Consider the following 24,901-nt stretch of genomic DNA (forward strand, 5'->3'; position numbering starts at 1 on the left):
CGTTTTTTGGGGCCTTCACTCATAGTCTTTATCGACAATGGTCATCACCTCAAACAACTTCCTTACCCGGTCGTAATCCGTTTTCTTTTTTGTGTCTTTTGAAAGTACCTTTTCAATGGTATTTGGATGCCAGCATATGGTAAAACTGGCGGTTCCTTCTTTGGAGATACGGTAACAATCCTCTGCTTTTCTGAAAATATCGTCGAAGGAATCGCGGGGGTCTATTTCTACAATAGCACAATGAAAAGAAAGGTCAATATTCTCTCCTAATATTTGAATCGTTTTTTTAGAAATTTCTTCAAACTGAGCTACCAACCTGTTGGAAAAGCCGATGGCATCGGCCTGATCGCCCTCGATCACAAAAGCAAACTCATCGCCACCGGGGTATACACGATAAAAGCTTTCTTTTTCGTGCTTATTCAGCACATCGCCGACAGAATATTTGTACATATCCTCGTTCCGGCGCATACGTTTATAAATGGTTTGAGCTATTGTCCTTAAAAGATCATTGGTTTTGTTGAAGCCGAATTTGCTGTTCACCTTCCTGAAATTTTTCAGGTCGATAAAAATGAACTGCATCTTTTTATTCAACCGGTTCGAGAAAAATTCGTCAATATCCTTTTCCAGGCTCCTGCTGTTTGGTATACCGGTAATCACATCGGTTAAGCGCTCATTTTCCGATATTTTTAAGGCATCTCTTAAATTGTCCCGGTCTTTTTTTGTGATCTCGTGCCTGTCAAATTCTTTTTGCCAGAAATGGTTCATAATAAACCAAACAACAATTACGGCCAAAAAGACGACAAGAAATACAAAGCGCCAATTAAGCAAAATTCCGCCCGGTACGAATAATTCGTAAAATTCTTTCCATTTGGTCACAGTGCCAATAGCTGCGGTGGCAACTACGACAATGCCAATGATCAAACCGAACTTAAGTTCAACAGCAACCGGTTTTGCCATAAACAATGCTATAGATCAATGATTTAACCCATTTTCATTCTAATTTACGCATTTCAATTGTTTTCAAACAAAAATGACTTATCAGTGTCCTGGTAAGTCATTTTAATGGGTGCAATTATTGTCTTATTTTGGTTGATGCTGCGCCTTTTTTTAATTTTCGTCCCAGCCACATTTTCAGCCCGCTTACAATTTGCACAACAAGAACCAGACAGACCAGCAAGCCAAAAAACTTAGAAGGAATTCCGAAAATATCGCCGGTATGTATAGCACGGGTCGCAACCTTAAGGCGTGTGCCGGCCGGAGCGGTGCGTGAGCCTTCGGCATATAGTACTTTTGCTGTGTACGGATCTATTATTACCATGCTCCTTCCGCCAGGGGTAAGATCCTCCGGATAGCGACAACGGATGAAATATGCGTCCGCTGGCCCGGCGACGTTTATATTAAAAGGGGTAACACCCGGCAAAGCATTACGGGCTGCCTGCAACGCACTGTCTGGCGTTATCTGCTTTTTGCCAGGCTGAGAAATGATTTTTATATCAGGCATAGGTGTAGGTCTGCTTGATGTGAGTTTGTACATCAACGGTACTGTCTGATGTTCGAAACCGATAATTACGCCTGTGACGACAGGAACGAGCAGGAATATAAATACAAACGCCCCTGTCATGCTATGCAGATCGAACCAAAATTGCCGTGAGTTACTCCCTGAACGAATTGACAACTGTTTTTGCTTCCACCACAAAACCAGGCCGGCAGGCAGTATGATCAGCATGCAAACACCGGCCCATGTCATGATCGACTTGCCGATATTGTGTTTGTCGTGAAAAGCCAGGCGAAGATGGAGTTGATGAATGATGTTCTGTGTATTTTCCCAAAAATCAGGCTCCGTCATCGTGCCTAATATTTTACCCGAATATTGATCGATGTAAATAGTTTGGTTATTGGTGTAAGCTTTATATGAAATCCCGGGCGAGGTGGCTATATCATACGAGCCAATTGTATCAAGGGGATAAGCCTTGTGAATAGCATCACTTATGGCACCAAGTGACAATTGCTTGCCCTTAGGCTCAACATAGGAAAGACGTGCATGTAGCAAATGGTCGAGCTCCGGCTCAAAGGCCATAAAGCAGCCTGTAACAGCAAACACGAGTATGAACGGGCTTGCTATTATGGAGGACCATAAATGCAGTTTGAAAAAAAATCTGCGCATGGCTCAAAAATATGTTGGATAAACATCGCCCCGCACAATTGACGGGGCGATGATGGAGGGTCAACTGAACTTATTTTTTACCTTTTTTTGTGGTGATAACAATAACCCCATTTTTCCCCTTTTCACCATAGGTGTCTTTTGCAGCCTTGTCTTTTAATACCTGTATAGATGAGATATCGTCCGGGTCCACTTTCTTTATACTCTGTACTGTTTTGCCATCCACAACTATCAGGGGCTCTGTACCTCCCTCACTGCCGGCATCTCTGACCACGTAGGTTATGCCGGTAGATTTTTTGTCTTTGCCGGTGATATAAACTTTGTCCGCAGCTTTAGGGGCAACAGTGTAAGTTCCGTTTGCTGTCACAATGGTGTTAGTGGAGGCCGTTACATAAACCTTGTTCCTGAACGCAGATTTGGCATAACCCTCAGCTTTTACAGGTGCTGCATCGGAGCCAGAAACATTTTTGGTATATACAGTCACTTCGGGCGCTTCGTCAGACGATGAAGTTGAAGACGAGCCTGATACACCAGAACCCGCAGATACGGCGGCGGGCGCAACATCAGAACTTGCCGCTGTCGACGCGGTGGCCATGTTCCTCGCCCTGGCCAGTGTGCCGCCTCCCATGGCTTTATCTAATCTTTCTTTCAAATACTTGCCTTTGTCGGAGTCGTCGGTAGTAATAAACAATACTTCCGGCTTATCCAGCATAAAATCAACAAATTGCTTTGCATCCGTTGCAGGCACCATGTCCAAACTTTTCACTTTATCCGGATCGAGTGCCTTAGCTTCTTCTCGTGTCGCTTTGGCTCCGTTAATTACAAATTCAACCGAGTCGACCCTTTTATCACTTGTTATCAGCATATTCTTTTTTCCGTTCTTTGATTTTCCTGCGTAGATAGTATCGGCATTGAATCTGGTTTTGATTTTTTGAACCGGATTGGTTTTTTCAGCTATTACAACCGGGTGTTTGATCGGTCTGTCGTCGCTGCTAATAGTCACGCTTTTAATGGCCGAACTAAGCGAAGATTTGATACTATTAAGCCCTTTTTTGGCAATATCAGCCTTGGATATGCTAAAAATAAGCAGCAAAGCAACAACAATAGGCGCTACTAATATATAACGGCCCAGTTTTATTCGGGATGATCTTTTAGTGTTCATCATGATAATTCGTTTTTTAATTGTTGAAATATTGAAATTGTTAACTATGGTATTTGGTGTACCCGCCATGCTCACGTTCAACAGGCTGTACTGGTATTGCTTACTATCTATACCTTTTTCAAGTATTTTTCGGTCGGTAATAAACTCTATATTTTCGCGTACGGCTTTTTTCATGAGCCATACCCCCGGATTGAACCAGTAGAATACCGTGCTCAATTCGGCAAGTAGAATATCAAGGGTGTGCCATTGATTTACATGCACCTGTTCATGTTCAAGAACTTTTTCCAGGTCGGCAGGAGCAAGCGTGCGGGGGTTCACAAAAATGCTTTGCCAGAACGAAAAGGGACTCACATCACCTTCGATCAGTCGCACAGGACGATCATTCACATGGCCGGGTGTCGAATGACGGTAGAGCCTGTACAGCGAAAATAATTGCACGCCAAGGCGCAATGCAAACACGATAGCGCCTACCCAAAAGACCACTTCGGCCCATTGCCAATAATTGGGCTGGTTAAGCGGCATGGCGAAATTTTCGGCCGGGGTCTTCCATTGCAGTATCACCTTTTGCACCGGGGCGGCCAGTTGCTGATGCCGCTTCAAAAAGCCGTTGACATTAATAAATGGATAAATGGTGGAAAACAGGATGGCTGTTACCAGGTATATGCGATTGAGTGTATAAAAGGTAAGATGGCGCAATACCAGGTAATAACCCAGGCAAAAAAGCACTAGGGCTATGTTTACCTTAAACAGGAATGTGAACAATGCAGGCATGATGTTTACTTTTTAGGGTTTTCGATCAGTTTGATTATTTCCTTCAGATCGCTCGCGCTGATCTTCTTTTCGTTGGCGAAAAATGTTACCAGGTCTTTATATGAGTTCTGGAAATAGTCGCTTACAAAGCCATTCATAAACTTCTTTTTATATTCTTCTTCCTGTATGGATGCACTGTAACGATAAACGTTGCCAACTTTTTCGCTGGTAAGAAAACCTTTGCGTTCAAGGTTTTTTATGGTCGACGCCAGCGTAGTATATGGCGGCCTTGGCTCGCTCATCTCTTCGAGGAAATCTTTTACCGATCCTGCCCCGCATTGCCATACGGCCTGCATTGCGTCTTCTTCCTGTTTGGTCAATTTTTCCATGTCAATTACGATTGTTTCGTAAATCTACGAACATTTCGTAATAATCCAAATTATTTTACATTTTTTAACATTTTATTTTTGAGTGACACCTACAAAACAATTATCTCTCTATCTTGTCCATCAATAAATTGCAGCACTATGGCAGCCATTACAACGGTTATTACAGGTTCAACATCGGGTATAGGGAAAGTTGCAGCGCTCGAACTGGCTAAAAAAGGGCATGCAATTTATATGCTCGTTCGCAATACGCCAAAGGGCGAACGGGTGAGGGAAGAGATAATGGCGCAGACGGGCAATAAGAATATCTTCGTTGTACGGTGCGACGTTTCCGATATGCAAAGCGTACGCGAAGCGGCTGAAGAACTAAAGGCAAAATTGTTCGGCATTAACATATTGATCAATAATGCCGGGAGCGCATTCACGGAAAAGCAATTGAGTAAGGATGGTTTCGAGATGACGTTTGCGCTCAACCACCTGGGCCATTTCCTGTTAACGACAAGCTTAATGCCCCTGCTCGAGCGCGGCCAGGCGCGTATAATCAATGTAAGTTCACAAGGACATCAACGTGCAAAACCCAATTTCGACGATCTTAAGTGGGAACATACACCTTATAAAGTAATGAAGGCCTATGGTATCAGTAAACTATACAATATCTACTTTACAAAATCGCTCGCGGAAAGATATAAAGATAAAGGTATTGTATCCTATGCTTTGCACCCGGGCGTAGTAAACACCAATATTTGGGATGGTGTGAAAGGAATAGCGCGCCTGTTTGTAGGCGTGTTAAAACTATTTATGATAACACCTGAGAAAGGCGCCGAGACAATTATTTACCTGGCAACACAACCAAAATTGGAAAAGAACAGCGGTAAATACTTTATTAAATGCAAGGTTGCTAAAAACTCGCTGATAGCGGATAACGCAGAAGCACGGAACAAACTATGGGCAATCAGCGAAAAGTTGGTAAAAATTTAAGTACAATTATATGTTGTAACCACTTTTTTTCGCTTGAGTCATGGAATTGTCATTCCAATCACTATATTAGTTTCCTGAATTAATACCTTATGATGATCAACAAAAAAATAGCTATTGCCGCCGGCTTGTTCGGCGCTATGGCACTGGGTATCGCAGCGTCGATGCCGCAGGAACGACAGGAGCCAAAATTGGTTAACCTGAAGGTTTTCCCTAAGAACATACCATTCAGAGTACTGGATCATACCATGGATGTCTGGTCGGCTTCGCTGGGTGTACACTGTAATTTTTGCCATGTACGCAACGAGCAGACCAATAAAATGGACTTCGCCAGTGATGCCAAGCCCGAAAAGAATATGGCCCGCGAAATGTATAAAATGGCGGCTAAGATCAACAAGAAATTTTTCAAAGCTCAAAAAGATTCGCTGGGCATGGTGATGGAAAGCAGCGTCAATTGCTATACCTGTCATAACGGCACAGCACATCCCGAAGCAAAAATACCCGAAAGAAGACGCGGACCTGGTGGCCCGCCACCGGGAGGACCTGGTCCGGGCGGCCCGCCTCCGGGACAAAAATAATATTGGCAAGGCGCTTCATGTATGAGGCGCCTTTGTTATTTTTAACTCATCATTACCATGTCATCAAACATTATTATTCGTGACGCCAGGGAAGAAGATATTCAGGGCATCCTTGATATTTACAACCATGTGATACTGAATACCACCTCGGTATATAGCGAGCAGCCACATACCTATGAAATGCGGCTGGGTTGGTACAATGACCGTATTAATAATAGCTTCCCTGTGTTTGTCGCTGACGCTGAGGGGCAGGTGGCCGGTTTCAGCAGTTTCGGGCATTTCAGGGTTTGGCCATGTTACCGCTATACGGTTGAAAATTCCGTATATGTCCACACCGACCATCGAGGTAAAGGTATCAGCAAGTTACTGATACAACCGCTGATAGATAGGGCCCGCGAAATGGGCTTGCACGCCATGATCGCAGGGATAGATGCTGACAATCAAATTAGCCATAACCTTCACCGCTCATTCGGTTTTGTTGAGGTTGCACATTTTAAAGAGGTGGGTTACAAATTTGGCCGTTGGTTAGATCTTAAGTTTATGGAATTGATAATCTGATTATTATAGACTATTGGTTAAAGTTGATTAATTGTAAATTAATGTAACATTACTGATAGGAAAGTATTTTGTGGAAAAGTCGTAATAACCTTTACAACCATCAGGCGTAAAAGTACCCGATCTGTTATAGGTAAGATTAATAACAAATACGTTCTTTACCCAATCCAAAATCCCTGTTACGCTAACGCGGGCAGGGATTTCTTGTTAATAAGCTTATAAGATGATCGAAAGGTTATCGCATCATATTTTTAGCTTCAGATGCTTTTTAGCCAGTAGCCCTCCAATAATTACCACCACAAAAGCAACCGCCCACGATCTGAAAAACCCGCCCCAGCCGTAATTAAGAAATTCGGGGTAATGAAAATGTACCAGCTTATAAAAACCAATCTGCAGATAAGGTATCAGGTAGCAGGTAAGGGTAGCGGTCCCTGCCGGCCATATAAGGCTGAACCAATTTTTCTTTCCTTTAAAATCGACGAGGTAGATCATCACTTCAAACACAAGGATACTGATACCAATACAGATAAATATCCAGGCAGGAGTGGAGCGTATTTTGGAGATACCTTCAGTGTAAGGGCGGATGAGTAATCCTGCTGCTATAGCAAGGCACCCTGCAAGCAAAAGCAACGCCCAGAGTTTGGTATTATAACCTTTCGCAACCATGCGCGAGTACCACAGCGAAACTACTGTACCAGCCAGTACCAGTGATATCGACGAGCCGTCATAAATGCCTATGATATGTAAATGCAGCTTCATACTGTGATTAAGGATATTGAGTCCCATAAATACAATAAAGGCGATGATCACTCCTGTGAAATTTCCCTTCACCAAAAAGTAGACAAACGCGCAAACCAGGTACGACCAGCCGATAATACCCAGTATACCCCACCACTCGGGTCGCAGGCCGTGAACCTCCTCGCCGCGACCACCGACATAAAGAAAAGCCATCGTCAGCAATACGAGCCATCCCAGGCCTATTAAAAAGTATTTTTTAACCTTATCCAGTGTCTCAGGGTAATCCAGCCAGATAAGGAAAAAACTAACGGTGATCAGTATCTCCCAAACGGATTCGGGCAGCACGGCGTGGGCCGAATTATAGCTTTCCAGGTTCACGTGCATAAAACCCATTACCAAAAGTGCGAACGAACGCGATATGATCGAAAAAGCGATCGATCCTGATGATGCCCCTGTTTGCCACTTACGGTTTATTGCCAGCGGTATCGAAAGCCCTACGATAAACAGGAACGCCGGGAAAATGGTATCGGCAAAGCCCATTTTATCATCCATCCGTTTGGCATGATCCATCCATTCGGGTATGCCCTTAACGCCGCTCAGGTCGTTGATAAATATCATACATAGCATGTTGAGCGCACGAAACGCATCGACGGATAAAAGACGTTTAGGGGAACTGCTGGAAAGGGTGGCCTGGCTCATGTGCTTTAAGTTGTAAAATTGCTCACCTAAGTTATTAAAATATTTTAAAATGTTCGGCTAAGTTGATATAATCGAAATCACGAAACATGCGGCTACATTAAGTGTTCACGCCGCCGCCGTTTGCCAACCCTGTTTCTCCTAAAATGCCCTCTTTATCAATTATTTGCTATTTACACTAAGGCGTCAATCTGGTGGTGTTTCGCAAACCGGGTGATGAAAACATAACCCATACTCATCCGGATCTCTCACATAAATAGCTTTCCATCCATAACCGGTTATGATGGGAGCCTCCAGTTCAATCCCCTTGCATACAAAATACTGATACAGGCCATCAATGTCCGGGCAGTCAAAATAAAAACACAGATCCCTGTGGCCTTTGACACGGGTTTTATCGGGCTGAGCCGGGCGGTTTTCTTTTTCATAGACCGTATTCAACATTAGGACGGCGCCTTTGTGTTCAAGTAATACCCAGTCAACGTCATCTCCCTCACCCGAGCTCATCTTTTTGTCAAAGCCAAGTATATCCCGGTAAAAATGCAGGGAAATGGGCATGTCAAATACTTCGATATAGGGTGCTATGCCTTCAATTTCGGGCATTTTAGCTGTTGTGCTGTCCATGGTGTGGATTTTGAATAAAGTTAAAAAATAATTGATTGGGCGTATAATTGGTGATCCGATCACTTTACCGTCGACCAACACGGTCATTGCTTCGTTCCTTTTCACAATTACACCGTTTTTATATGCAGCATAGAGACGTATTTGAATTAAGGAAAAACCAAAAACCCTCTTTACCGCTCACGGTAGAGAGGGTGACCCAGCGAAGCGTCGGTCGGGTGAGTCCCCGCCATGCATCACAATCTTTCTGTTTTCAAAGATTAATTTCCAATCTCCCTCCTTTACCCTTATTTTGACCATAATTTTTGCTAAACTTCCATGTATATATTCTTTTCAAATTTAGCAGTGCTTTTTCTGTCACCTTTCAGTTGGATCGTAGCATTGCTGCTGGTGGTACTGTTGTCCAAAAATCCGAAATGGAAAAAGAAAAGCTTGCTGTCGGCAGTGTTGATATTATTCGTTTTTTCAAATATGTTTTTGCTGAACTGCTATGCCCGCTGGTGGGATGTTCCGCCGGCGCCTTTAGAAAAAGGAAAGATTTACAGCGCGGCTATTATTTTGGGCGGATTCACCAGCGAAGACAACACCGGGAAGGGCTTTTTTAATGAACGCAGCGACAGGCTGATAGAAGGCATGCACCTTAAAACTACGGGCAGGGTATCTCATATCATGATGAGCGGCGGCAACAGGGCGGGCGCCGGGGCGCAGTTTACAGAAGCCGCCTGGGTAAATAAAACGCTGAAGGAATTTAACTTTCCCGATAGCGTGATATTAACCGAGCATCAATCCATCAACACGATGGAAAATGCGGAATATACCCGGCAGGTGCTGCAGCAAAGCCAGTTAAAAGGACCTTATTTGCTGGTGACCTCGGCATTCCACATGCGGCGGGCAATGTATATTTTCAAAAAGAAGGGAGTGGATGTGCTGCCGTATCCCTGTGATTATGTAGCCGGGAATACCAATACGGCTACGCCGGATTATATCATACCGAACCTGTACGCGCTCATTACCTGGAACTATTATATTAAGGAACTGGCGGGCATGGTGGTGGCACACATCCAGCGGTAAAATTTATTTGTATTGTACTCAAATCTTATACATTTGCTGATATGCAAAAAATTTTGGTAGCCAATCGCGGCGAGATAGCTTTAAGGGTGATGCGCTCGGCTCGCGAAATGGGTATAAAAACGGTGGCTGTTTATTCTGCAGCCGACCGTGATGCGCTTCACGTCCGTTATGCCGATGAAGCGGTATTTATAGGCGAAGCGCCATCCAGCAAATCGTACCTCGTTGGCGAAAGGATCATAGAAGCGTGCCGGCAGACAGGCGCTGAAGGTATACACCCCGGTTATGGTTTCCTCTCCGAAAATGCTGCTTTTGCCCGTATGGTAAGGGAAGCAGGGCTAACGCTGATAGGCCCTTCGCCCGAGGCAATGGAGGTGATGGGTAATAAGTTATCGGCCAAGGCAGCGGCTTTGAAATATAACATCCCGATGGTACCCGGAACGGAGGAAGCGATCTCGGACATCCCCGAAGCAAAAAAGCGCGCTGTGGAGGTTGGATTTCCGATCCTCATCAAAGCAGCGGCGGGTGGCGGTGGCAAGGGCATGCGTATTGTAGAAAAAGCGGAAGATTTTGAAGAACAAATGCACCTCGCGGTATCCGAGGCTACATCGGCCTTTGGCGACGGTTCGGTGTTTATCGAACGTTATGTTTCATCGCCAAGGCATATCGAAATACAGGTGCTGGGCGATACACATGGTAATATTGTTCATTTGTTCGAACGCGATTGTTCCGTACAGCGCCGGCATCAGAAAGTAATTGAGGAAGCGCCGTCTTCGGTTTTGACGCCTGGGATACGCGAACAGATGGGACGCTGCGCCGTGGATGTGGCGCGGTCGGTTAATTATACCGGTGCGGGTACGGTCGAGTTCATTATGGACGACCAATTGAACTTTTACTTCCTGGAAATGAATACGCGTTTGCAGGTTGAGCACCCGGTAACCGAATTGATAACCGGCATCGACCTGGTGAAGGAACAAATAAAGATAGCCCGCGGTGAACCCATCAGCTTTAAGCAGCAGGACCTGGAGATAAAAGGGCATGCGGTTGAGTTACGTGTGTACGCTGAGGATCCTGCCAATAACTTTTTGCCTGACATTGGCACACTGCAAACTTATGTTACCCCCAAAGGGCCCGGTGTGCGCGTTGATGACGGCTTTGAGCAGGGGATGGAAATACCCATCTATTACGACCCGATGATTGCGAAGCTGACCACTTATGGTAAAGACCGTAAGGAGGCCATCGAAAGGATGATACGCGCTATCGACGAATACCAGATAACGGGCATTACCACGACGCTTGGTTTTGGCAAATTTGTGATGCAGCATGAGGCATTCACCTCCGGTAATTTTGATACGCACTTTGTTAAGAAATATTTTACTCCCGAAGTATTGCAAACCGGCAACGCCGAAGAAGCAATGATAGCGGCCATTGTAATGGAAAAACTACTGGGCGACCGAAGCTATCATCAAAACGGGCAAATGATGGCAACGGAAACATCGGCCTGGGTGAAGAACAGGAAGAAGCTTGTTTAAATTTTTAGCTGTACTTCATAGATACTAACTATCGATATTATTTCTATTACCCGTAGGGTCTATCGGTTTGTAGCAAATGGGAATAAACGTTTTGTTGCCTCGTAGAGGCTACCCGTTGTCGCCATTTGTGACACAATGCGGTAAGAGCGAGTTACTTTGCTGGTGGCGGGTAGCCTCGCCGAGGCATAAATCTTGTTCGTTATTTTTTTCTACAAACCGGTAGAGCCGACGGCTCATTCCGCTTAAATGTTTTTGCAACTTGTGGATTTAGATAGCTCCCTACAGGGGAGGATCTAGGAGGGGCATCAGACTTTCAATTAGTCCCACCTGTGCCGCGTTGATCTTCACCCTCGCCGTTTCCATATCAAACCAGCCGGCTTTATCCACTTCCGGGAAAGTTTGCTTTTTACCCGACCGCGGCGGCCATTCCATTTCAAAAGTATTGCTTACGATGGTTTCATGGTCAATGTCACCCTCCACTGCCCAGGCATACACCTTTTTACCGCCCTTTTGGGTGACTGGATCAAGTGGGATAAATTCACCGGTTAAGGCCTGCCCGGTTTCCTCTTCAAATTCGCGTTTGGCTGCTCCAAGCGCTTCTTCATCATCCGTAAATTCTCCCTTGGGTATCGACCAACCGCCTTCATCTTTATTTCGAAAAAATGGTCCGCCGGGGTGTATAAGGAATACTTCGGGCTGCCTGTTTTTGAAGCGGAACAACAATATGCCTGCGCTTTGTTTTGCCATAGGAATTTAAAGGCAAGTTAACAAAAGAGATAACATTAATAATTACTTTTACAGTAACAAACTTAATGCGCTATGGCCGAAAATAACTGGACAAAATTTACCGTAACAGCCGACTTCAATGTGGACATGAGAAGTGTTTACACCGCCTGGACAACCCCGGCCGGGCTGGAAAGTTGGTTTTTGCGGAAAGCCGATTTTTATACCATAACCGGCCGTCTGCGCGAATCGCACGAATCGGTGTTGAAGGAAGATACCTATGAATGGTACTGGCACGGCTTTGACGACTCTGCCGTCGAAAAAGGCGCTGTGCTGGAGGTTAATAGTATCGATTTTTTCAAATTCACCTTTTCAGACGATACCATCGTAAGCGTTTCGCTCGAAAGCCGTAACGGTCTTACGATCCTCGAGCTAACCCAGGAAAATATCAAGGAAGAACCCGATCCTTCAAAAAACCTCTTCGTACAATGCCAGGTAGGCTGGACATTTTACCTCGCCAACCTCAAATCCATCCTCGAGGGTGGCATCGACCTGCGCAATAAGCGTATGGATATTGGCAGCAATTTTAAATAGCCCCTTACCCCCTAAAGGGGGAGTTTTGAAATGAATGTTGTACTTTTGCCTATCAAACACCCCCTTTAGGGGGATGGGGGGCAAATGTTTACCGGTATCATCGAAACTTTAGGAACCATCACCAACCTGCGGCACGAGCAGGGCAACCTGCACATCACGGTCGAATCCGCCATCTCCAACGAATTAAAGATCGATCAATCGGTGGCGCACAACGGCGTCTGTCTAACTGTGGTTGCTTTGGAAGATGGAAACCATACCGTAACAGCTATCGAGGAAACCCTCAATAAAACCAGCCTCGGCGACCTAAAAGCAGGCGACCTGGTAAACCTGGAACGCTGTATGCAAATGAATGCCCGGCTGGATGGGCATATCGTCCAGGGGCATGTCGACCAGACTGGGGTATGTACCGCATTTAGTGAATTGGAGGGCAGTTGGGAATATACTTTCGAATATGATGCGGCATTGGGCAATGTTACCGTCGAAAAAGGGTCGATTTGTGTAAACGGTATTAGTTTGACGGTGGTCAATTCTAAAGACAATAGTTTCTCGGTGGCCATTATCCCCTATACTTTCGAACATACTAACCTGCAGCAGGTTAGGTTAGGGTCAAAGGTCAATCTCGAGTTCGATATTATAGGCAAGTACGTAGCACGGCTGATGCAACGTTAATGGCTCAAAGCCTCTATCCTGCTTTTTGAGTAGTCAACGTATTTCTTCTGTTTTTCCGGCGGTTTCGAGGCGATGTATTTTCTGTAATATCTCAGCGCGCTTTTCTTGTTCTTTAACCCGGTGTCATATAAACCTGCTATCAGGTAATAGGTCAAAGGGCTTTCTTCGAACTGCAACGACTTTTGATAGGCTTGTAAAGCGCTTCGGTTCTTTTTTAATGTTGTATAACTATCGGCTATTTCGTCGTAATAACTGCTGATATTAGGTGAAAGGCCGGCTTCAATGGCGCGGTTAAAAAACTCAATCGCTTTAGCCTGATCCTTCAACCCTTTATAGCACGATGCGATAAAATAGAACGTCCCCTCAGTTTTGTAGATCCCTTGAATAGCCGACAAGGTCTCGATGCCGCAAACATATTGTTTGTTAAAATAATAAGCCTCGCCAACCTTGTTTTGTACATAGGGCGAATTGTCCCCCGCCTGGAAAAGGCTTTCGCCGGTGGCGATAACATCCTTCCATTTCCGTTGCGCATATTCGAGTTTTACCAGGCTTTGTAACAGGAAAATATTCTGCGGGTCGGCATTTATGGCGGTATCCAGTACTTTCTCGGCTGCCGGATACTTTTTAGCGCCTATGTAAAAGCCACTTAACTGGCCTGCCACGTCAGCGTCTTTCGGCTGAAGCTGATTAGCTTTTTCGAGGCAGGTCATGATCTTTACGCTGTCGCTCTCATCAATGCTGATCTGCGCCAGGTCCTTATAAAGAATAAAGTTGGAACTATCCTTTTGCAGCAGGCGGAGGAAATACCCCTTGGCTTTCTGGTTGTTCCCTTTTCGAAGGTTCAGGTTACCAAGACTAAACAGTACCCTGTAATTGGCCGAATCAAGATCATACACCCGCTGATAATAGGTCTCGGCATCGGCCAGCAGCCCCGCCATCTGCGAGGCGTAAGCCATGCTTGAAAGTACTTTTTGATCGGTAACCGGTTCATGGTAAGTGCTTTTTAGCAACTCCAATGCATCAGCGTAGCGTTGTGTCTGATAATAGTCGACCAATTGCTCATCGACTGGTTTATCCTGCGCGCGGGTGTTCATGAAAAGAATAAGCAGGAGCGTAGAAAGTAGGATAGATTTCATATAACTAAATTATTAGTTATTATTTATAATCGCAAATTTTAAACAAAAAAGCCGTTTTGGGTGTTACCAATTCACACCGTTTAACAAAAGAAAATTAAGATATGGATAAGTTAAAAAAGTTTGAGCTGATGGAAAAAATTGTTCATGAACTTGAAGATTTAAAGAATAGCCAGCAGGCCATCATACAAAAATTAGCGAAAATTGAAGTAGACAACATGGACCTGGGCGATAAGCGGCTGGAGAAGGATCTGCCTGATATGCACCAGCGTGTATCTGATAACCTGGATACCATAGCCAGCATATTGGAAGACATCGCAGGCAAGACCGACACCTACAGCGATAAGAACAATATCTCAGCGTTGAAGGAACAGGAAGCGCTGAACAAGTAAGTGAATAGTGAATGCTCAATGGTGAATAAGGAGTAAGTTTTAAAAAACTCACCATTGACTGTTCACCACTCACTATTGATACTGTATATACATTGGCACAGGCTTCAGGTTTAGTAGCTCCTGTTTGGTCAGCATCCGCTTCGGCGGATTTTTTATGTCGTTTTTGTAGAACAGCTTGAATCCGGTAAACTGCACCGGCTGTTGTGAAATGAAATATTTGTAAGTGCCTTTCTTCAGATCGGGGCCGCCCCAGCCATCCATATCCATAACTATTTGTACCTCGGGGTGTAACTTGATATTCTTATAGTTGGTCACCATTCTTTCGGTAAAGCGGTGTACCACCAATATCTTCGGTGGCAGGTTGTATTTTCTGACGATCTGCGCCAGGTAATCCGATACAAAGTTGATGTCCGCAGCATCAAATGTCCCTATACGTTTGCCCGGTACACTGCCTTCCTTCATCGAAAATTCCGGATCAATGCCCACATTCACATTAGACATTTGCAGGTATTTTTCTATAGGGGGTATTTCCTGTTGTACCGTACTAAAGCCAACCTGGAAATCCAGGAAAACCAATGCATTGATGGGTTTTGCCATATCCAGCACTTTATCTATCTGGTTAAAAGGCATCCGGAGGTTATGCAGGCCGTTTTTTCCTGCGTATGCCTGTGCAGTAACACATATATAATGCAGCGCCGGTACAACCGGGGTATTCGGATCGGCAGCTTCCCATGCTTTTACCTCGGCTTGCAATTTCGATATCATGATCTTTGGCGGATATTCCCCAAGTACTCCCATGTTTTTGGAGTACATATTGCCATAATAGGCCACTATGCGGTTAAATGGTAAAACGGCGCCGGGTAATGGGTAGGGTGCTTTTTTAACGGGCCACCTTCCGCTGCGGTCGCCGTTAGCTACATTTAGCATAAGCGAATCGTACTTCAGCGTATCAAGTGTCAACGATACAGCTTTGACGGTGGTATCAACAGCAGTTTTATGGGTGGCAGTATCAGTAACCTGTGCATGGGCAGCTGCTATAAAGCAGGCAAAGGCAACAGAGAAAAGCAGTTTTTTATTAAGCATAGATATGAATTGATTCGCGAAAGTAACAGATTATCCCCACTAATCACCAATCACGAATTAACCAGTCACAAATCACCAATCAACAAATCACTCATCTATACTCTTTCCCTTCATTGCCGTACTGATGGCCTGGTCCATCAGGCGCTCGGCAAAGGGGCGGGTAAATTCGTTCAATTCGTCAATACTTTTATGGATCAGGTCCTTGTCACCGCTGGTTAGCGAATCTTTCAGCGCCTGGATCAGTTTAGTGGTATCGCCTATTTCAGCTATCGTAACGTAATCGCTGTTTTTTTGCAAAAAGCGTTCAACGGTATAAATCATTTGTTCACCCTCAGTGCGGGCTTCGATCAGCATACGCTGGGCCACATCATCTTTTGCGTGGGTAATACTATCCATCAGCATTTGCTCCACCTGGTCGTCCGTGATGCCGTAGGTCGGCGTTACTTCAACTTCCTGCTTTACACCCGACCGCAGCTCCATTGCCTGTATCTTCAATATACCATCGGCATTTAGCAGGAAATTAATATCGACTTTAGGAAACCCTGCCGGCATAGCCGGTATGCCTTTCAGGTCGAACTCGGCCAGTTTTCGATTTTCCTTTACCAGATCGCGTTCGCCCTGGTATACGGCTATTTTCATATTCGCCTGCCCATCTATCGAGGTGGTATATTGACGACCAGCCTTTGTCGGCACTTTGGAGTTTCGGGGAATAATAACATCCATCAGCCCGCCCATGGTCTCAATACCAAGTGAAAGCGGGGTAACATCCAGTAATAAAATGTCAGTCCGGTTACCGGCCAGTATATCAGCTTGTATGGCAGCACCCAAAGCTACAACTTCATCCGGGTTCATATCGTCGTGTACCTCACGGCCAAAGAATTCGGCTACCATCTTTTTCACCAAAGCTGTGCGGGTCGACCCACCCACCATTACCACTTCATCAATATCTTTAATAGTTAAGCCGGCATCTTTCAGGGCATTGCGGCAGCTATCAATGGTTTGCTGCACTTTGGGCATTATCAGTTCGTTGAAAGTATTACGGTCAAGCGTACACCAGATGTTACCTATCTTGTCATTCACCAGGCTTTGGTGAGCAAAGGCTTTTTTAGCTTCTTCGGCTTTTAATCGCAGTTCCTGCGCTAACTCCCTGTTTTGGAGTAGTTCAGTTTTATCCAGTTGATTCTTTTCAATCCAGTAATCTACAATGGCATGATCGAAATCGTCGCCGCCTAAAAAGGTGTCGCCATTGGTAGAAAGCACTTCAAAAATGCCGTTTTGTATTTGCAGAATGGAAACATCGAATGTGCCACCACCAAGATCATATACCGCAATGGTTTTTGTTTCCTCTGGGTTCAACCCGATTCCATAGGCCAAACTGGCGGCTGTCGGTTCATTTACAATACGCAATACATCGAGCCCGGCTAATTTACCGGCATCGCGCGTAGCCTGGCGCTGCGAATCGTTAAAGTACGCGGGTACAGTAATAACAGCGCGGTTAACCGGCGTTTTCAGGGCATGCTCAGCACGCTCTTTCAGTTCTTTTAATATCAGGCCCGAAAGTTCGATAGGCGTATAAAATTTATCGCCGACCTTGATCTTGACAAGGCTTTCCGTATCATCGTCGATAACTTTATAGGAGAAGAAATCCTTATAATTTTCAATATCGTGATAGGAGCGGCCCAGCAACCGTTTTACCGAGAAAACGGTGTTCTGCGGATCGGTTATTAAATAGTTCTTAGCTTCGTTACCGACAGTAATTTCTCCTGCCGGGCCGAAATGGACAACAGAAGGCACTAAAACACCTTTGCCGGTATCATTAATAACTTTGGGGTTTTTATCGGGGTCGATAAAGGCGACAAGCGAATTGGTGGTGCCCAGGTCGATGCCGACAATAATATCTTCTTTTTGTATGGAACCCGTTGCCAGGTTGATGGAAACTTTAGCCATGTTAAACGATCAACAAGCGGCAAATGTACTTAGTTTTAGCTCACGGAGTGTCATCTAAATGTTTCGAATTTGACGCTGGCGGAATGGCCTATAATAAACGCGGTAAAACGACAATCGCCGTCGCTCCTGATCCGTATGCAGCTGGGGCGATAGACACAGCCTTTCCGTTCCGCCAATAAGTTGCAAGATTTTTCACCTCGCCGGCCAGATAAACATTTTTGCCCAGCACGGCTATGGACTGTGCTCTCGCGTTGATATCGATGCTATTAGCGGTTACCGGTGTCAGTTCGCCATTTTTCCAGTAACCTATATTGTCATAGCCGTTCCCGCATACGTAGGCATCCACCCCATCGGAAGTAATACTTGTTGCATAGGTGCTGCCTATTGGTATTTCAATGCCGTTCTTCCAGCATACCGCTCCCGACTCATCAAACGATACCGTACCGGCAACATACACATCGGCGCCTATCACCGTGATGCCAAACGCCACAGCCGAGACCGCACCATGGTCATCCAGGAACACCGGCATGTCGTTTTTCCAGTAGGTAGCCGCTGTGCCTGCGGCAGAGTAACTGTAGCCGGCCACATAGACATCGCTTCCCTTTACAAAGATGGCATTTGCTGTGGATTCTATAAATGCGTTAACGGTGGAGAGATCGACCATCGTTCCGTTTTTCCAATAAACAGCTTTCTGAGGACTGCCTTCCAGGTACCCGGATACATATATATCCGAACCCTGTACCGCTATACCGCTTGCGATTGAAGCAGACGAACTATTGTTAGTTAAGGTGACAGCCACACCATTTTTCCAGTAAGTGGCGTTATGGCTTCCATTGGTTATATAACCGGCCACATAAATATCCGTGCCGCTCACTGCAAGTGCGTTGGCTTTTGAAACAATACTATCGCCGGTTAGTTTAACCAGTGTGCCGTTTTTCCAGTAGGCGGCCGTCGAACCGTGAATTGTACCGTTCACATAGCCCGCAATGTAGATGTCGGCATTGTCGACCGTATCAGTATCCACAGTTTTAGGAACAGGTTTTTGGTTGGTTTTTTTACACGAAATAAAAACCAGCGCAAACAGGCATATAATAAGATGATATTTTTTGAGCAGCATATTTCAGACAAGGCGAATAATCGGTTTTCAATAGTTGATCTAAGATAACGAATATATCCCGCAAGTAAACAAATTAACAGGTGCCTTATTTCCATTGCATAACAGCTATTTTGTCATTACTTTCATCCCGATGATCCGATCTGCCCTGAAGAATAAATGCCCGGTACAGGTTTTACTGCTACTATTACTCGCAACTGCCACTAAAAGCAGCGCCCAGCAATTCGGGGGTAATCCGCCATCCATCAAATGGGAGCAGGTAAAAACCCCGGCGGCGAAGGTTATTTTCCCAAAAGGACTCGATTCATTAGCGTTTGAAGTTGCTGATATTATCCGGCGCATGAACGATGCTATTAAACCTACTATCGGTACAAAGCAAAAACAGGTGAGCATCGTGTTGCAAAATCAAACCACGGTCGCCAATGCTTATGTGGGCCTGGCGCCCTTCCGCAGCGAATTTTACCTGACACCTGAACAAAATAGTTTCGAAATAGGCAGCTTGCCCTGGGCATCGCAACTATCGATACACGAGTTCCGGCACGTGCAGCAATACAATAATTTTAATGTGGGGTTTTCGCGTTTCCTGCGTATCCTGTTTGGTGAAGGCGGGCAGGCACTGGGTAACGACCTGGCCATACCCAACTGGTTTTTTGAGGGTGATGCTGTTTTTAACGAAACGCTGGTAAGCGAGCAGGGCAGGGGGCGTTTGCCTTACTTTTTTAACGGTTACCGCGCCTTATGGGCGGCCGGGAAAGACTATAGCTGGATGAAGCTGCGCAACGGATCGTACCGGGATTATATACCCGATTGGTACCCCATGGGCTATATGCTGGTAGCCTATGGGCGGGAAAAGTATGGCGATAATTTTTGGCGAAAAGTAACGCAGGATGCCGCAGCTTTTACAGGCGGTGTTTATCCCTTACAGCATGCCGTAAAAAAATATGCAGGCGTAAGCTATCCCCAATTCAGGAACGATGCACTGGATCATTTTAAAAAAGAGTTTGGTTCTGATGGTAAAAACACAAACCTCCCTGAACATTTCGTTGCCAACGAGGAATATCCCGCTTTTGTAAATGACAGTACGCTCATTTACATGAAAAGCACTTATGATCGTCTGCCGGCATTTGTAATCAAAACCGGGAATAAAGAGAAGAGCATACGAACACGGGACGCCTCATTGGATAATTATTTCGCGTATCATAATGGTAAGATCATTTATGCGGCTTATCGGTCCGACCTGCGCTGGACCTACCGCGACTACAGCGAATTGCAACTACTTGATGTGGCCACAGGCAAAGAAAAGCGACTGACCAAAAGCTCGAAGTATTTTGCACCTGATTTTAGTCCTGATGGTAAAACAATTGTCGCGGTACAAGTTGGCCCGTCAGGTAAAAGCGAAATTCACTTGCTAAGTGCTGTTGGCGGTAAACGGTTACAAATTGTCGCTAACTCTGATAAGCTGTTTTTTACCTACCCTAAATTTTACGGCGAAGATAAATTGATATCCGCTGTAAGGAACGTGGAAGGCAAAATGTCCGTGGCCGAGATCGATATTAAAACAGGTCAGGTTAAATACCTGGTGCACTTCACATTTGAACCTATTGCTTTCCTGAAGGTTAAAGATAATTTGGTTTATTATACACAGTCTGGCTGGGTTGACGATCTGTTTTGTTACGACCTTGTTAGCGGGAAAAAATATTGGCTGCCAAACCCGGAAAATCATGGGGCAATTGGGTATTACCAACCTGCAGTTGCCGAACATAAGTTAGCCTGGGTAGGATTTACCGCCGATGGTTACAAGATAACAGAGATAAACAGGAAAAGCGTTGAGTGGTTTGAAGTTAAGGACGCAATAAACTCCTCTGTTACGCCCGATATGGGCATTGCCGCTTTGCATAATAATGCCGCAGCCCATTTGCTAGATTCGGTGAAACAGCAACCACTACCTGTTGCCAAATACCCGAAAACCTATCATTTGTTCAACTTTCACAGCATTATTCCAACCATAAGCGATCCCGACTATTCGATTGCCATCATAGGCGAAAATGTGTTGAACACTTTTCAGTCACAAATATCCTTTGGATATAACCGCGATGAGGGGTACAAGGATATTGGTTTTGATGCCATTTACGGTGCATGGTTCCCTTTTATCCGCATGGGGCTGGATTATACGATCGACCGCAAAGGGTTTTTCAAGACCGGTAACATTTACTGGAACGAGGTGAATATTCACGGCGGCCTTCAATTCCCGTTTAATTTAAGCCGCGGCAGGCAAATCACCGGTTTAAGTTTTGGTACCGACGTTTACTACAGCCAGGCAAATTTTCACACCGCCGATATAGGCTCAAGCCGTTATACGTACCTCAATAACTACGTCAGGTTTGCAACCCACATTCAGCAGGCAAGGCAGAATATATACCCGCGCTTCGGGCAAAGCATATCGCTTAATTACAAAAATGCCATTACAGGCCTTACCGCCAGCCAGTTCCTGGCATCGGGCAACTTTTTTTTCCCGGGGCTTGCCATAAACCATAATCTGGTGATCAATGCTGCACACCAGCAAAAAGGGGATGATAACCAGATCGATTTCACCAACAGTTTCCCGTTTGCCAGGGGATATGTCGCCGAAAACCTGTACAGCATGAATAAGATAGGAGCCGACTATCATTTCCCGATAGCCTATCCTGATAAAGGTGCCGCCAACACCATTTACTTTTTAAGACTGCGCGGCGATTTGTTTTATGATTGCAGCAGGGTATCAGATGCGTTTACCGTCGGCGAGCATCACCGCAGCTTTCGGTCGGCCGGTGCGGCCATATTCTTCGATACGCAATGGTTCAACCAAGTGCCCATATCATTCGGTTTCCGCTACGATCGATTGCTTGATCCTGATGTATTCGGCGGTTCAGGTCGTAACCGTTTCGAGATCATATTGCCGGTAGCGGTGTTTTAATTGTTAAATATCGAAATGGAATTGTTTATTACCGAAAAAGAAATTCGAGATCAATTCTTTTCAGTAAAAAAAGGCTCCTGGCGATTATCCCAGAAAAACAAAAGAGTTATCGAAGTATCGGTAATTTTATAGAACAATGATGTTTGTTTGGCTATCAAACCAACTCTCACGTTTTCATCAATCATAGAAGCTTTAAATAAAAATGGATGTTCAGCTACGAGTGAAATTGTTTTTTCTGCCTTTGCCGAAAATTTTTCCGCCGCAATAACACCGAACTCGTTTTTAATAAAGTTATAAACAGATAATAAAGTTTCTTTAGATCGTGGAGTATAGAAAATGGTGAGGCCCATTTTTTAATTAAGCATATCCTTAATTCCGGCATATCGAATCAGCTGACCTTCGTCGGCTTGCGTTAACGATTCTTTTACACCTTCAATTACATGATCAGGGTAAATTTCGCTTCGTTGCTCAAAAGTTACTTTCATGGCTTTCATTATAGCCTTCAGGGCAGTTAACTGCTCTTTATTTTCCGGGTAAACAATCAGTGCGTCCATATACAAATATAATTTATTTCGATGTGAAATTAGCGATTGGCCTCTGTTATGATATTTTTCACGCGCTCCACATCTGTCATGGAATAGCTATATTCATCGGTTTCACCGTAACCCATCAGGATATGGTCGTTCTTAAAAAGCATCTGGCTTTTGGTTGCCTTGCGCGCTGATGAATGAATCTCTGTTGCGCCGGTAAAATGGATGATATCGGCCACCGTTTTTTCATTTACCCCGGCCCCGGGCATAATGCTTATTCGTCCGTTGGCTTTCTCTATCAGGTGTGCAATAGTATTAACACCCTCTACGGCTGTACTTTTTCCGCCCGAGGTAAGTATACGTTCGCAACCCAGTTCAATAATATCCTCAAGCGCCTGGCTTATATCGGCACACATGTCAATTGCCCGGTGAAAGGTTACGCCAAGCCCTTTGCTTTTTGCCATGCCAACCAATTGGCTGCAGCGCTTTTTATCTATCGAACCATCGGCGTTGAGTATGCCTATAACGATGCCGTCGCAGCCGGTTTCAATGCAATGTTTTACATCGGCCTTCATGATGTCGAACTCGACATCCGAATAGAGAAAATCACCGCCACGCGGACGTATCAATACATAAAGTTTGATCGAAAGCAATTTCCGGGCTAAAGCGATCTGGCCGTACGAGGGGGTTGTACCTCCTTCAGAAAGATTTTCACATAATTCAACCCGTATTGCCCCGCCTTCCTGAGCCGCTAACGCGGAAGCAACCGAATTAGCGCATACCTCAAGTTGGATGACAGGTTTGGTTTGTTTGTTCATAGGCATCAATTGGTCAATAGCTTACGGCCGGTAATTAAAGGGAGGGGTCCGGTTTGTTTCTTAATAAGTATCTAAGTTAATCAATAATTTACAAGTTTTATGATAACTTCTAACTATCAATTATGAATCGATGAACCAAAAACTAATAAATGCTTTTACCTTTTATCAAGAGATCCTGTTGTTCAGCGTTACAAACTGCAAATGAAAAACCGCTTTGAATGGCGTAAGCACCGTACTCACCTTTTTTATTGATAGCCAGGAAACCAACCTGTATCTGTTTTGCGGTCTCGGGTTTCTTTTTGATGATGCGTTTTACCGCTTCTTTGCAGGCGTCTTCCGGCGAATAACCCTGACGCATCAATTCAACCACCAGGAAGCTGCCCACATTACGGATCACTTCCTCGCCAACCCCTGTCGAAGTAGCGCCACCAACTTCATTGTCTACATATAAGCCCGCTCCGATGATCGGACTGTCACCTACGCGCCCATGCATTTTGAAGGCCATGCCGCTGGTGGTACATGCGCCTGACAGGTTCCCTTTAGCGTCAATAGCCAGCATGCCTATGGTATCGTGATTATATTGATTTCCCGGAATGCCCTGTTTGTTCTCGATATTGATAACCGGGCTGTATTTGGCAGTTTTTAACCACTCTTTCCATGCCTTTTCCGACTCTGGCGTAAGCAGCTTTTCCTTTTTGAAGCCTTGTTCCACTGCAAATTGGGTGGCTCCTTCGCCAACCAGCATTACATGCGGTGTTTTCTCCATTACCAGTCGTGCGACGGATACGGGGTGGGCAATATGTTCAATGGCTGCAACCGAGCCGCAATTGCCAAAATCGTCCATAATGCAGGCATCCAGCGTTACGTGACCATCGCGATCCGGATATCCCGCTCTGCCCACAGTATGGTTCTTCATATCAGCTTCAGGTATTTTCACACCTGCTTCCACAGCATCAAGCGCCCGCCCGCCTTTTTCGAGGGTTTTCCACGCTTCTTTATTGGCTACTATACCAAAATCCCAGGTCGAAATAACAATGGGGAATTTTGCGTCGGCGGTTTGAGCAAGAGTTTCAGCCACGGCCGACCGTGACAATGCGGCGAGCGAAGCGCCCGCAGCGGAGACTTTGATGAATTTACGGCGATTGTACATGCCGCTAATATAAAGTATTTAATAACGAACACCGAATAACGAACATCGAATGATAAAGTAACTTCGGTGCTGGTTATTCGAAATGGATTATTCAATATTCGGCTTTATTGTCCTGCCGTATTCATCACCGGTCTTACTTCAACGCTGCCGCCAAATTCAAATACCGGGCATTTGTCTGCAATGGCTTTTGCTGCATCCATACTTTCGGCATTAATAACCAGTATCGAGCTCACCTGGTCGCCGTCGGCAACATAGGGTTCACTTTTTAACGATTTGCCTGTTCCGCTTATGGTTAAGCCATTGCTCGCCGGCCGGTAACCACTTGCCAGTTTCCCCGACTTGCCCAGTTCGCCCATGTATTCCTGCCATTTTTTGATATTGGCCCTTACCGCTTCGTCCGAAGACGGTTTAAAATCAGCCTTAAACCGGATGATGAATAAAAATTGTGTCTTGCCTGGGTTTATAACCTGCTGGGCGGAGGAGGAAAAAGTTAAAGCTGCAAGTGCAATTGAAAGGAATATGTATTTTTTCATGGCCGGTATTTTCAATATTTAACAATCGTATTCACGGTTAGTG

At 45.1% G+C, this 24,901-nt stretch carries 25 protein-coding genes; 9 read left to right on the forward strand and 16 right to left on the reverse strand.

The window, feature by feature from the left end; translation table 11 throughout:
* Window positions 1-15 precede the first annotated feature (15 nt).
* From FRZ54_RS15625 to FRZ54_RS15640, 4 genes are all read right to left on the reverse strand, one after another.
* Window positions 16-957, reverse strand: a complete 942-nt coding sequence (locus tag FRZ54_RS15625; protein WP_147032515.1) for a GGDEF domain-containing protein — start codon at window positions 955-957, stop codon at window positions 16-18.
* Window positions 958-1,072: 115 nt separating this feature from the next.
* Window positions 1,073-2,164 (reverse strand): PepSY-associated TM helix domain-containing protein, encoded by a 1,092-nt coding sequence (locus FRZ54_RS15630; RefSeq protein ID WP_147032516.1) that lies wholly within the window; start codon window positions 2,162-2,164, stop codon window positions 1,073-1,075.
* Window positions 2,165-2,234: 70 nt separating this feature from the next.
* A complete protein-coding gene (locus FRZ54_RS15635; RefSeq protein WP_147032517.1) occupies window positions 2,235-4,094 on the reverse strand; it encodes a M56 family metallopeptidase in 1,860 nt (619 codons plus the stop codon).
* A 5-nt stretch (window positions 4,095-4,099) separates the two neighbouring features.
* Window positions 4,100-4,462 carry a BlaI/MecI/CopY family transcriptional regulator gene (locus FRZ54_RS15640; protein WP_147032518.1) on the reverse strand — a complete coding sequence of 121 codons (363 nt, stop codon included), beginning with the start codon at window positions 4,460-4,462 and terminating at the stop codon, window positions 4,100-4,102.
* A 138-nt stretch (window positions 4,463-4,600) separates the two neighbouring features.
* Here FRZ54_RS15640 and FRZ54_RS15645 point away from each other — a divergent pair, with 138 nt between their 5' ends.
* The 3 genes from FRZ54_RS15645 to FRZ54_RS15655 all read left to right on the forward strand — a co-directional run bounded on the left by FRZ54_RS15645 (window position 4,601) and on the right by FRZ54_RS15655 (window position 6,570).
* A complete protein-coding gene (locus FRZ54_RS15645) occupies window positions 4,601-5,437 on the forward strand; it encodes an SDR family oxidoreductase (RefSeq protein ID WP_147032519.1) in 837 nt (278 codons plus the stop codon).
* Between the two features lie 89 nt (window positions 5,438-5,526).
* A complete protein-coding gene (locus FRZ54_RS15650; RefSeq protein WP_147032520.1) occupies window positions 5,527-6,012 on the forward strand; it encodes a c-type cytochrome in 486 nt (161 codons plus the stop codon).
* A gap of 57 nt (window positions 6,013-6,069) precedes the next feature.
* Window positions 6,070-6,570, forward strand: a complete 501-nt coding sequence (locus FRZ54_RS15655; protein ID WP_147032521.1) for a GNAT family N-acetyltransferase — start codon at window positions 6,070-6,072, stop codon at window positions 6,568-6,570.
* Window positions 6,571-6,810: 240 nt separating this feature from the next.
* Here FRZ54_RS15655 and FRZ54_RS15660 read toward each other — a convergent pair whose 3' ends face one another.
* Together FRZ54_RS15660 and FRZ54_RS15665 are read right to left on the reverse strand one after the other, a co-directional pair.
* The gene (locus tag FRZ54_RS15660; RefSeq protein ID WP_147032522.1) at window positions 6,811-8,004 is read right to left on the reverse strand and encodes a DUF5009 domain-containing protein; all 1,194 of its coding nucleotides are present in this window, start codon (window positions 8,002-8,004) and stop codon (window positions 6,811-6,813) included.
* A gap of 183 nt (window positions 8,005-8,187) precedes the next feature.
* Entirely contained in the window at window positions 8,188-8,727 is a 540-nt protein-coding gene (locus FRZ54_RS15665) for a VOC family protein (protein WP_147032523.1), read from the reverse strand.
* Between the two features lie 210 nt (window positions 8,728-8,937).
* On the opposite strand from FRZ54_RS15665, the gene FRZ54_RS15670 reads away from it, so the two are divergent.
* Both FRZ54_RS15670 and accC read left to right on the forward strand, forming a co-directional pair.
* Window positions 8,938-9,690, forward strand: a complete 753-nt coding sequence (locus tag FRZ54_RS15670) for a YdcF family protein (RefSeq protein WP_147032524.1) — start codon at window positions 8,938-8,940, stop codon at window positions 9,688-9,690.
* A gap of 41 nt (window positions 9,691-9,731) precedes the next feature.
* Window positions 9,732-11,219 carry an acetyl-CoA carboxylase biotin carboxylase subunit gene (accC, locus tag FRZ54_RS15675; protein WP_147032525.1) on the forward strand — a complete coding sequence of 496 codons (1,488 nt, stop codon included), beginning with the start codon at window positions 9,732-9,734 and terminating at the stop codon, window positions 11,217-11,219.
* Window positions 11,220-11,498: 279 nt separating this feature from the next.
* On the opposite strand, the gene FRZ54_RS15680 is transcribed toward accC, so the two are convergent.
* Window positions 11,499-11,966: an NUDIX domain-containing protein gene (locus FRZ54_RS15680; protein ID WP_147032526.1), complete on the reverse strand. Its 468-nt coding sequence runs from the start codon at window positions 11,964-11,966 to the stop codon at window positions 11,499-11,501.
* A gap of 72 nt (window positions 11,967-12,038) precedes the next feature.
* Here FRZ54_RS15680 and FRZ54_RS15685 point away from each other — a divergent pair, with 72 nt between their 5' ends.
* Together FRZ54_RS15685 and FRZ54_RS15690 are read left to right on the forward strand one after the other, a co-directional pair.
* Entirely contained in the window at window positions 12,039-12,536 is a 498-nt protein-coding gene (locus tag FRZ54_RS15685; RefSeq protein WP_147032527.1) for an SRPBCC family protein, read from the forward strand.
* Between the two features lie 84 nt (window positions 12,537-12,620).
* Window positions 12,621-13,205, forward strand: coding sequence for a riboflavin synthase (locus tag FRZ54_RS15690; protein ID WP_147032528.1), 585 nt, complete (start codon window positions 12,621-12,623; stop codon window positions 13,203-13,205).
* On the opposite strand, the gene FRZ54_RS15695 is transcribed toward FRZ54_RS15690, so the two are convergent.
* Complete coding sequence (locus tag FRZ54_RS15695; protein ID WP_147032529.1) at window positions 13,202-14,341, reverse strand: tetratricopeptide repeat protein; 1,140 nt, start codon at window positions 14,339-14,341, stop codon at window positions 13,202-13,204. The two genes, FRZ54_RS15690 and FRZ54_RS15695, sit on opposite strands and share 4 nt — an antisense overlap.
* Before the next feature lie 101 nt (window positions 14,342-14,442).
* Between FRZ54_RS15695 and FRZ54_RS15700 the strand changes: the two genes are divergently transcribed.
* On the forward strand, window positions 14,443-14,730 hold the full coding sequence (locus FRZ54_RS15700; RefSeq protein ID WP_147032530.1) for a hypothetical protein: 288 nt from the start codon (window positions 14,443-14,445) through the stop codon (window positions 14,728-14,730).
* A gap of 72 nt (window positions 14,731-14,802) precedes the next feature.
* On the opposite strand, the gene FRZ54_RS15705 is transcribed toward FRZ54_RS15700, so the two are convergent.
* From FRZ54_RS15705 to FRZ54_RS15715, 3 genes are all read right to left on the reverse strand, one after another.
* Window positions 14,803-15,813, reverse strand: coding sequence for a hypothetical protein (locus FRZ54_RS15705; protein WP_147032531.1), 1,011 nt, complete (start codon window positions 15,811-15,813; stop codon window positions 14,803-14,805).
* An 87-nt stretch (window positions 15,814-15,900) separates the two neighbouring features.
* On the reverse strand, window positions 15,901-17,760 hold the full coding sequence (gene hscA, locus FRZ54_RS15710) for a Fe-S protein assembly chaperone HscA (protein WP_147032532.1): 1,860 nt from the start codon (window positions 17,758-17,760) through the stop codon (window positions 15,901-15,903).
* 88 nt (window positions 17,761-17,848) lie between these two features.
* A complete protein-coding gene (locus FRZ54_RS15715) occupies window positions 17,849-18,877 on the reverse strand; it encodes a hypothetical protein (protein WP_147032533.1) in 1,029 nt (342 codons plus the stop codon).
* A gap of 130 nt (window positions 18,878-19,007) precedes the next feature.
* On the opposite strand from FRZ54_RS15715, the gene FRZ54_RS15720 reads away from it, so the two are divergent.
* Window positions 19,008-21,827: a TolB family protein gene (locus FRZ54_RS15720; RefSeq protein ID WP_147032534.1), complete on the forward strand. Its 2,820-nt coding sequence runs from the start codon at window positions 19,008-19,010 to the stop codon at window positions 21,825-21,827.
* Window positions 21,828-21,877: 50 nt separating this feature from the next.
* On the opposite strand, the gene FRZ54_RS15725 is transcribed toward FRZ54_RS15720, so the two are convergent.
* The 5 genes from FRZ54_RS15725 to FRZ54_RS15745 form a co-directional block, all read right to left on the reverse strand.
* Entirely contained in the window at window positions 21,878-22,177 is a 300-nt protein-coding gene (locus tag FRZ54_RS15725) for a type II toxin-antitoxin system RelE/ParE family toxin (protein WP_147032535.1), read from the reverse strand.
* A 3-nt stretch (window positions 22,178-22,180) separates the two neighbouring features.
* Window positions 22,181-22,381, reverse strand: a complete 201-nt coding sequence (locus FRZ54_RS15730; RefSeq protein WP_147032536.1) for a DUF2683 family protein — start codon at window positions 22,379-22,381, stop codon at window positions 22,181-22,183.
* Window positions 22,382-22,410: 29 nt separating this feature from the next.
* The gene (locus FRZ54_RS15735) at window positions 22,411-23,175 is read right to left on the reverse strand and encodes a copper homeostasis protein CutC (RefSeq protein ID WP_147032537.1); all 765 of its coding nucleotides are present in this window, start codon (window positions 23,173-23,175) and stop codon (window positions 22,411-22,413) included.
* 142 nt (window positions 23,176-23,317) lie between these two features.
* Window positions 23,318-24,325, reverse strand: coding sequence for a N(4)-(beta-N-acetylglucosaminyl)-L-asparaginase (locus tag FRZ54_RS15740; RefSeq protein WP_147032538.1), 1,008 nt, complete (start codon window positions 24,323-24,325; stop codon window positions 23,318-23,320).
* A gap of 104 nt (window positions 24,326-24,429) precedes the next feature.
* A complete protein-coding gene (locus tag FRZ54_RS15745; protein WP_147032539.1) occupies window positions 24,430-24,858 on the reverse strand; it encodes a YciI family protein in 429 nt (142 codons plus the stop codon).
* Between the last annotated feature and the right edge of the window lie 43 nt (window positions 24,859-24,901).

This window comes from Mucilaginibacter ginsenosidivorans, assembly GCF_007971025.1.
Classification (GTDB): Bacteria; Bacteroidota; Bacteroidia; order Sphingobacteriales; family Sphingobacteriaceae; genus Mucilaginibacter; species Mucilaginibacter ginsenosidivorans.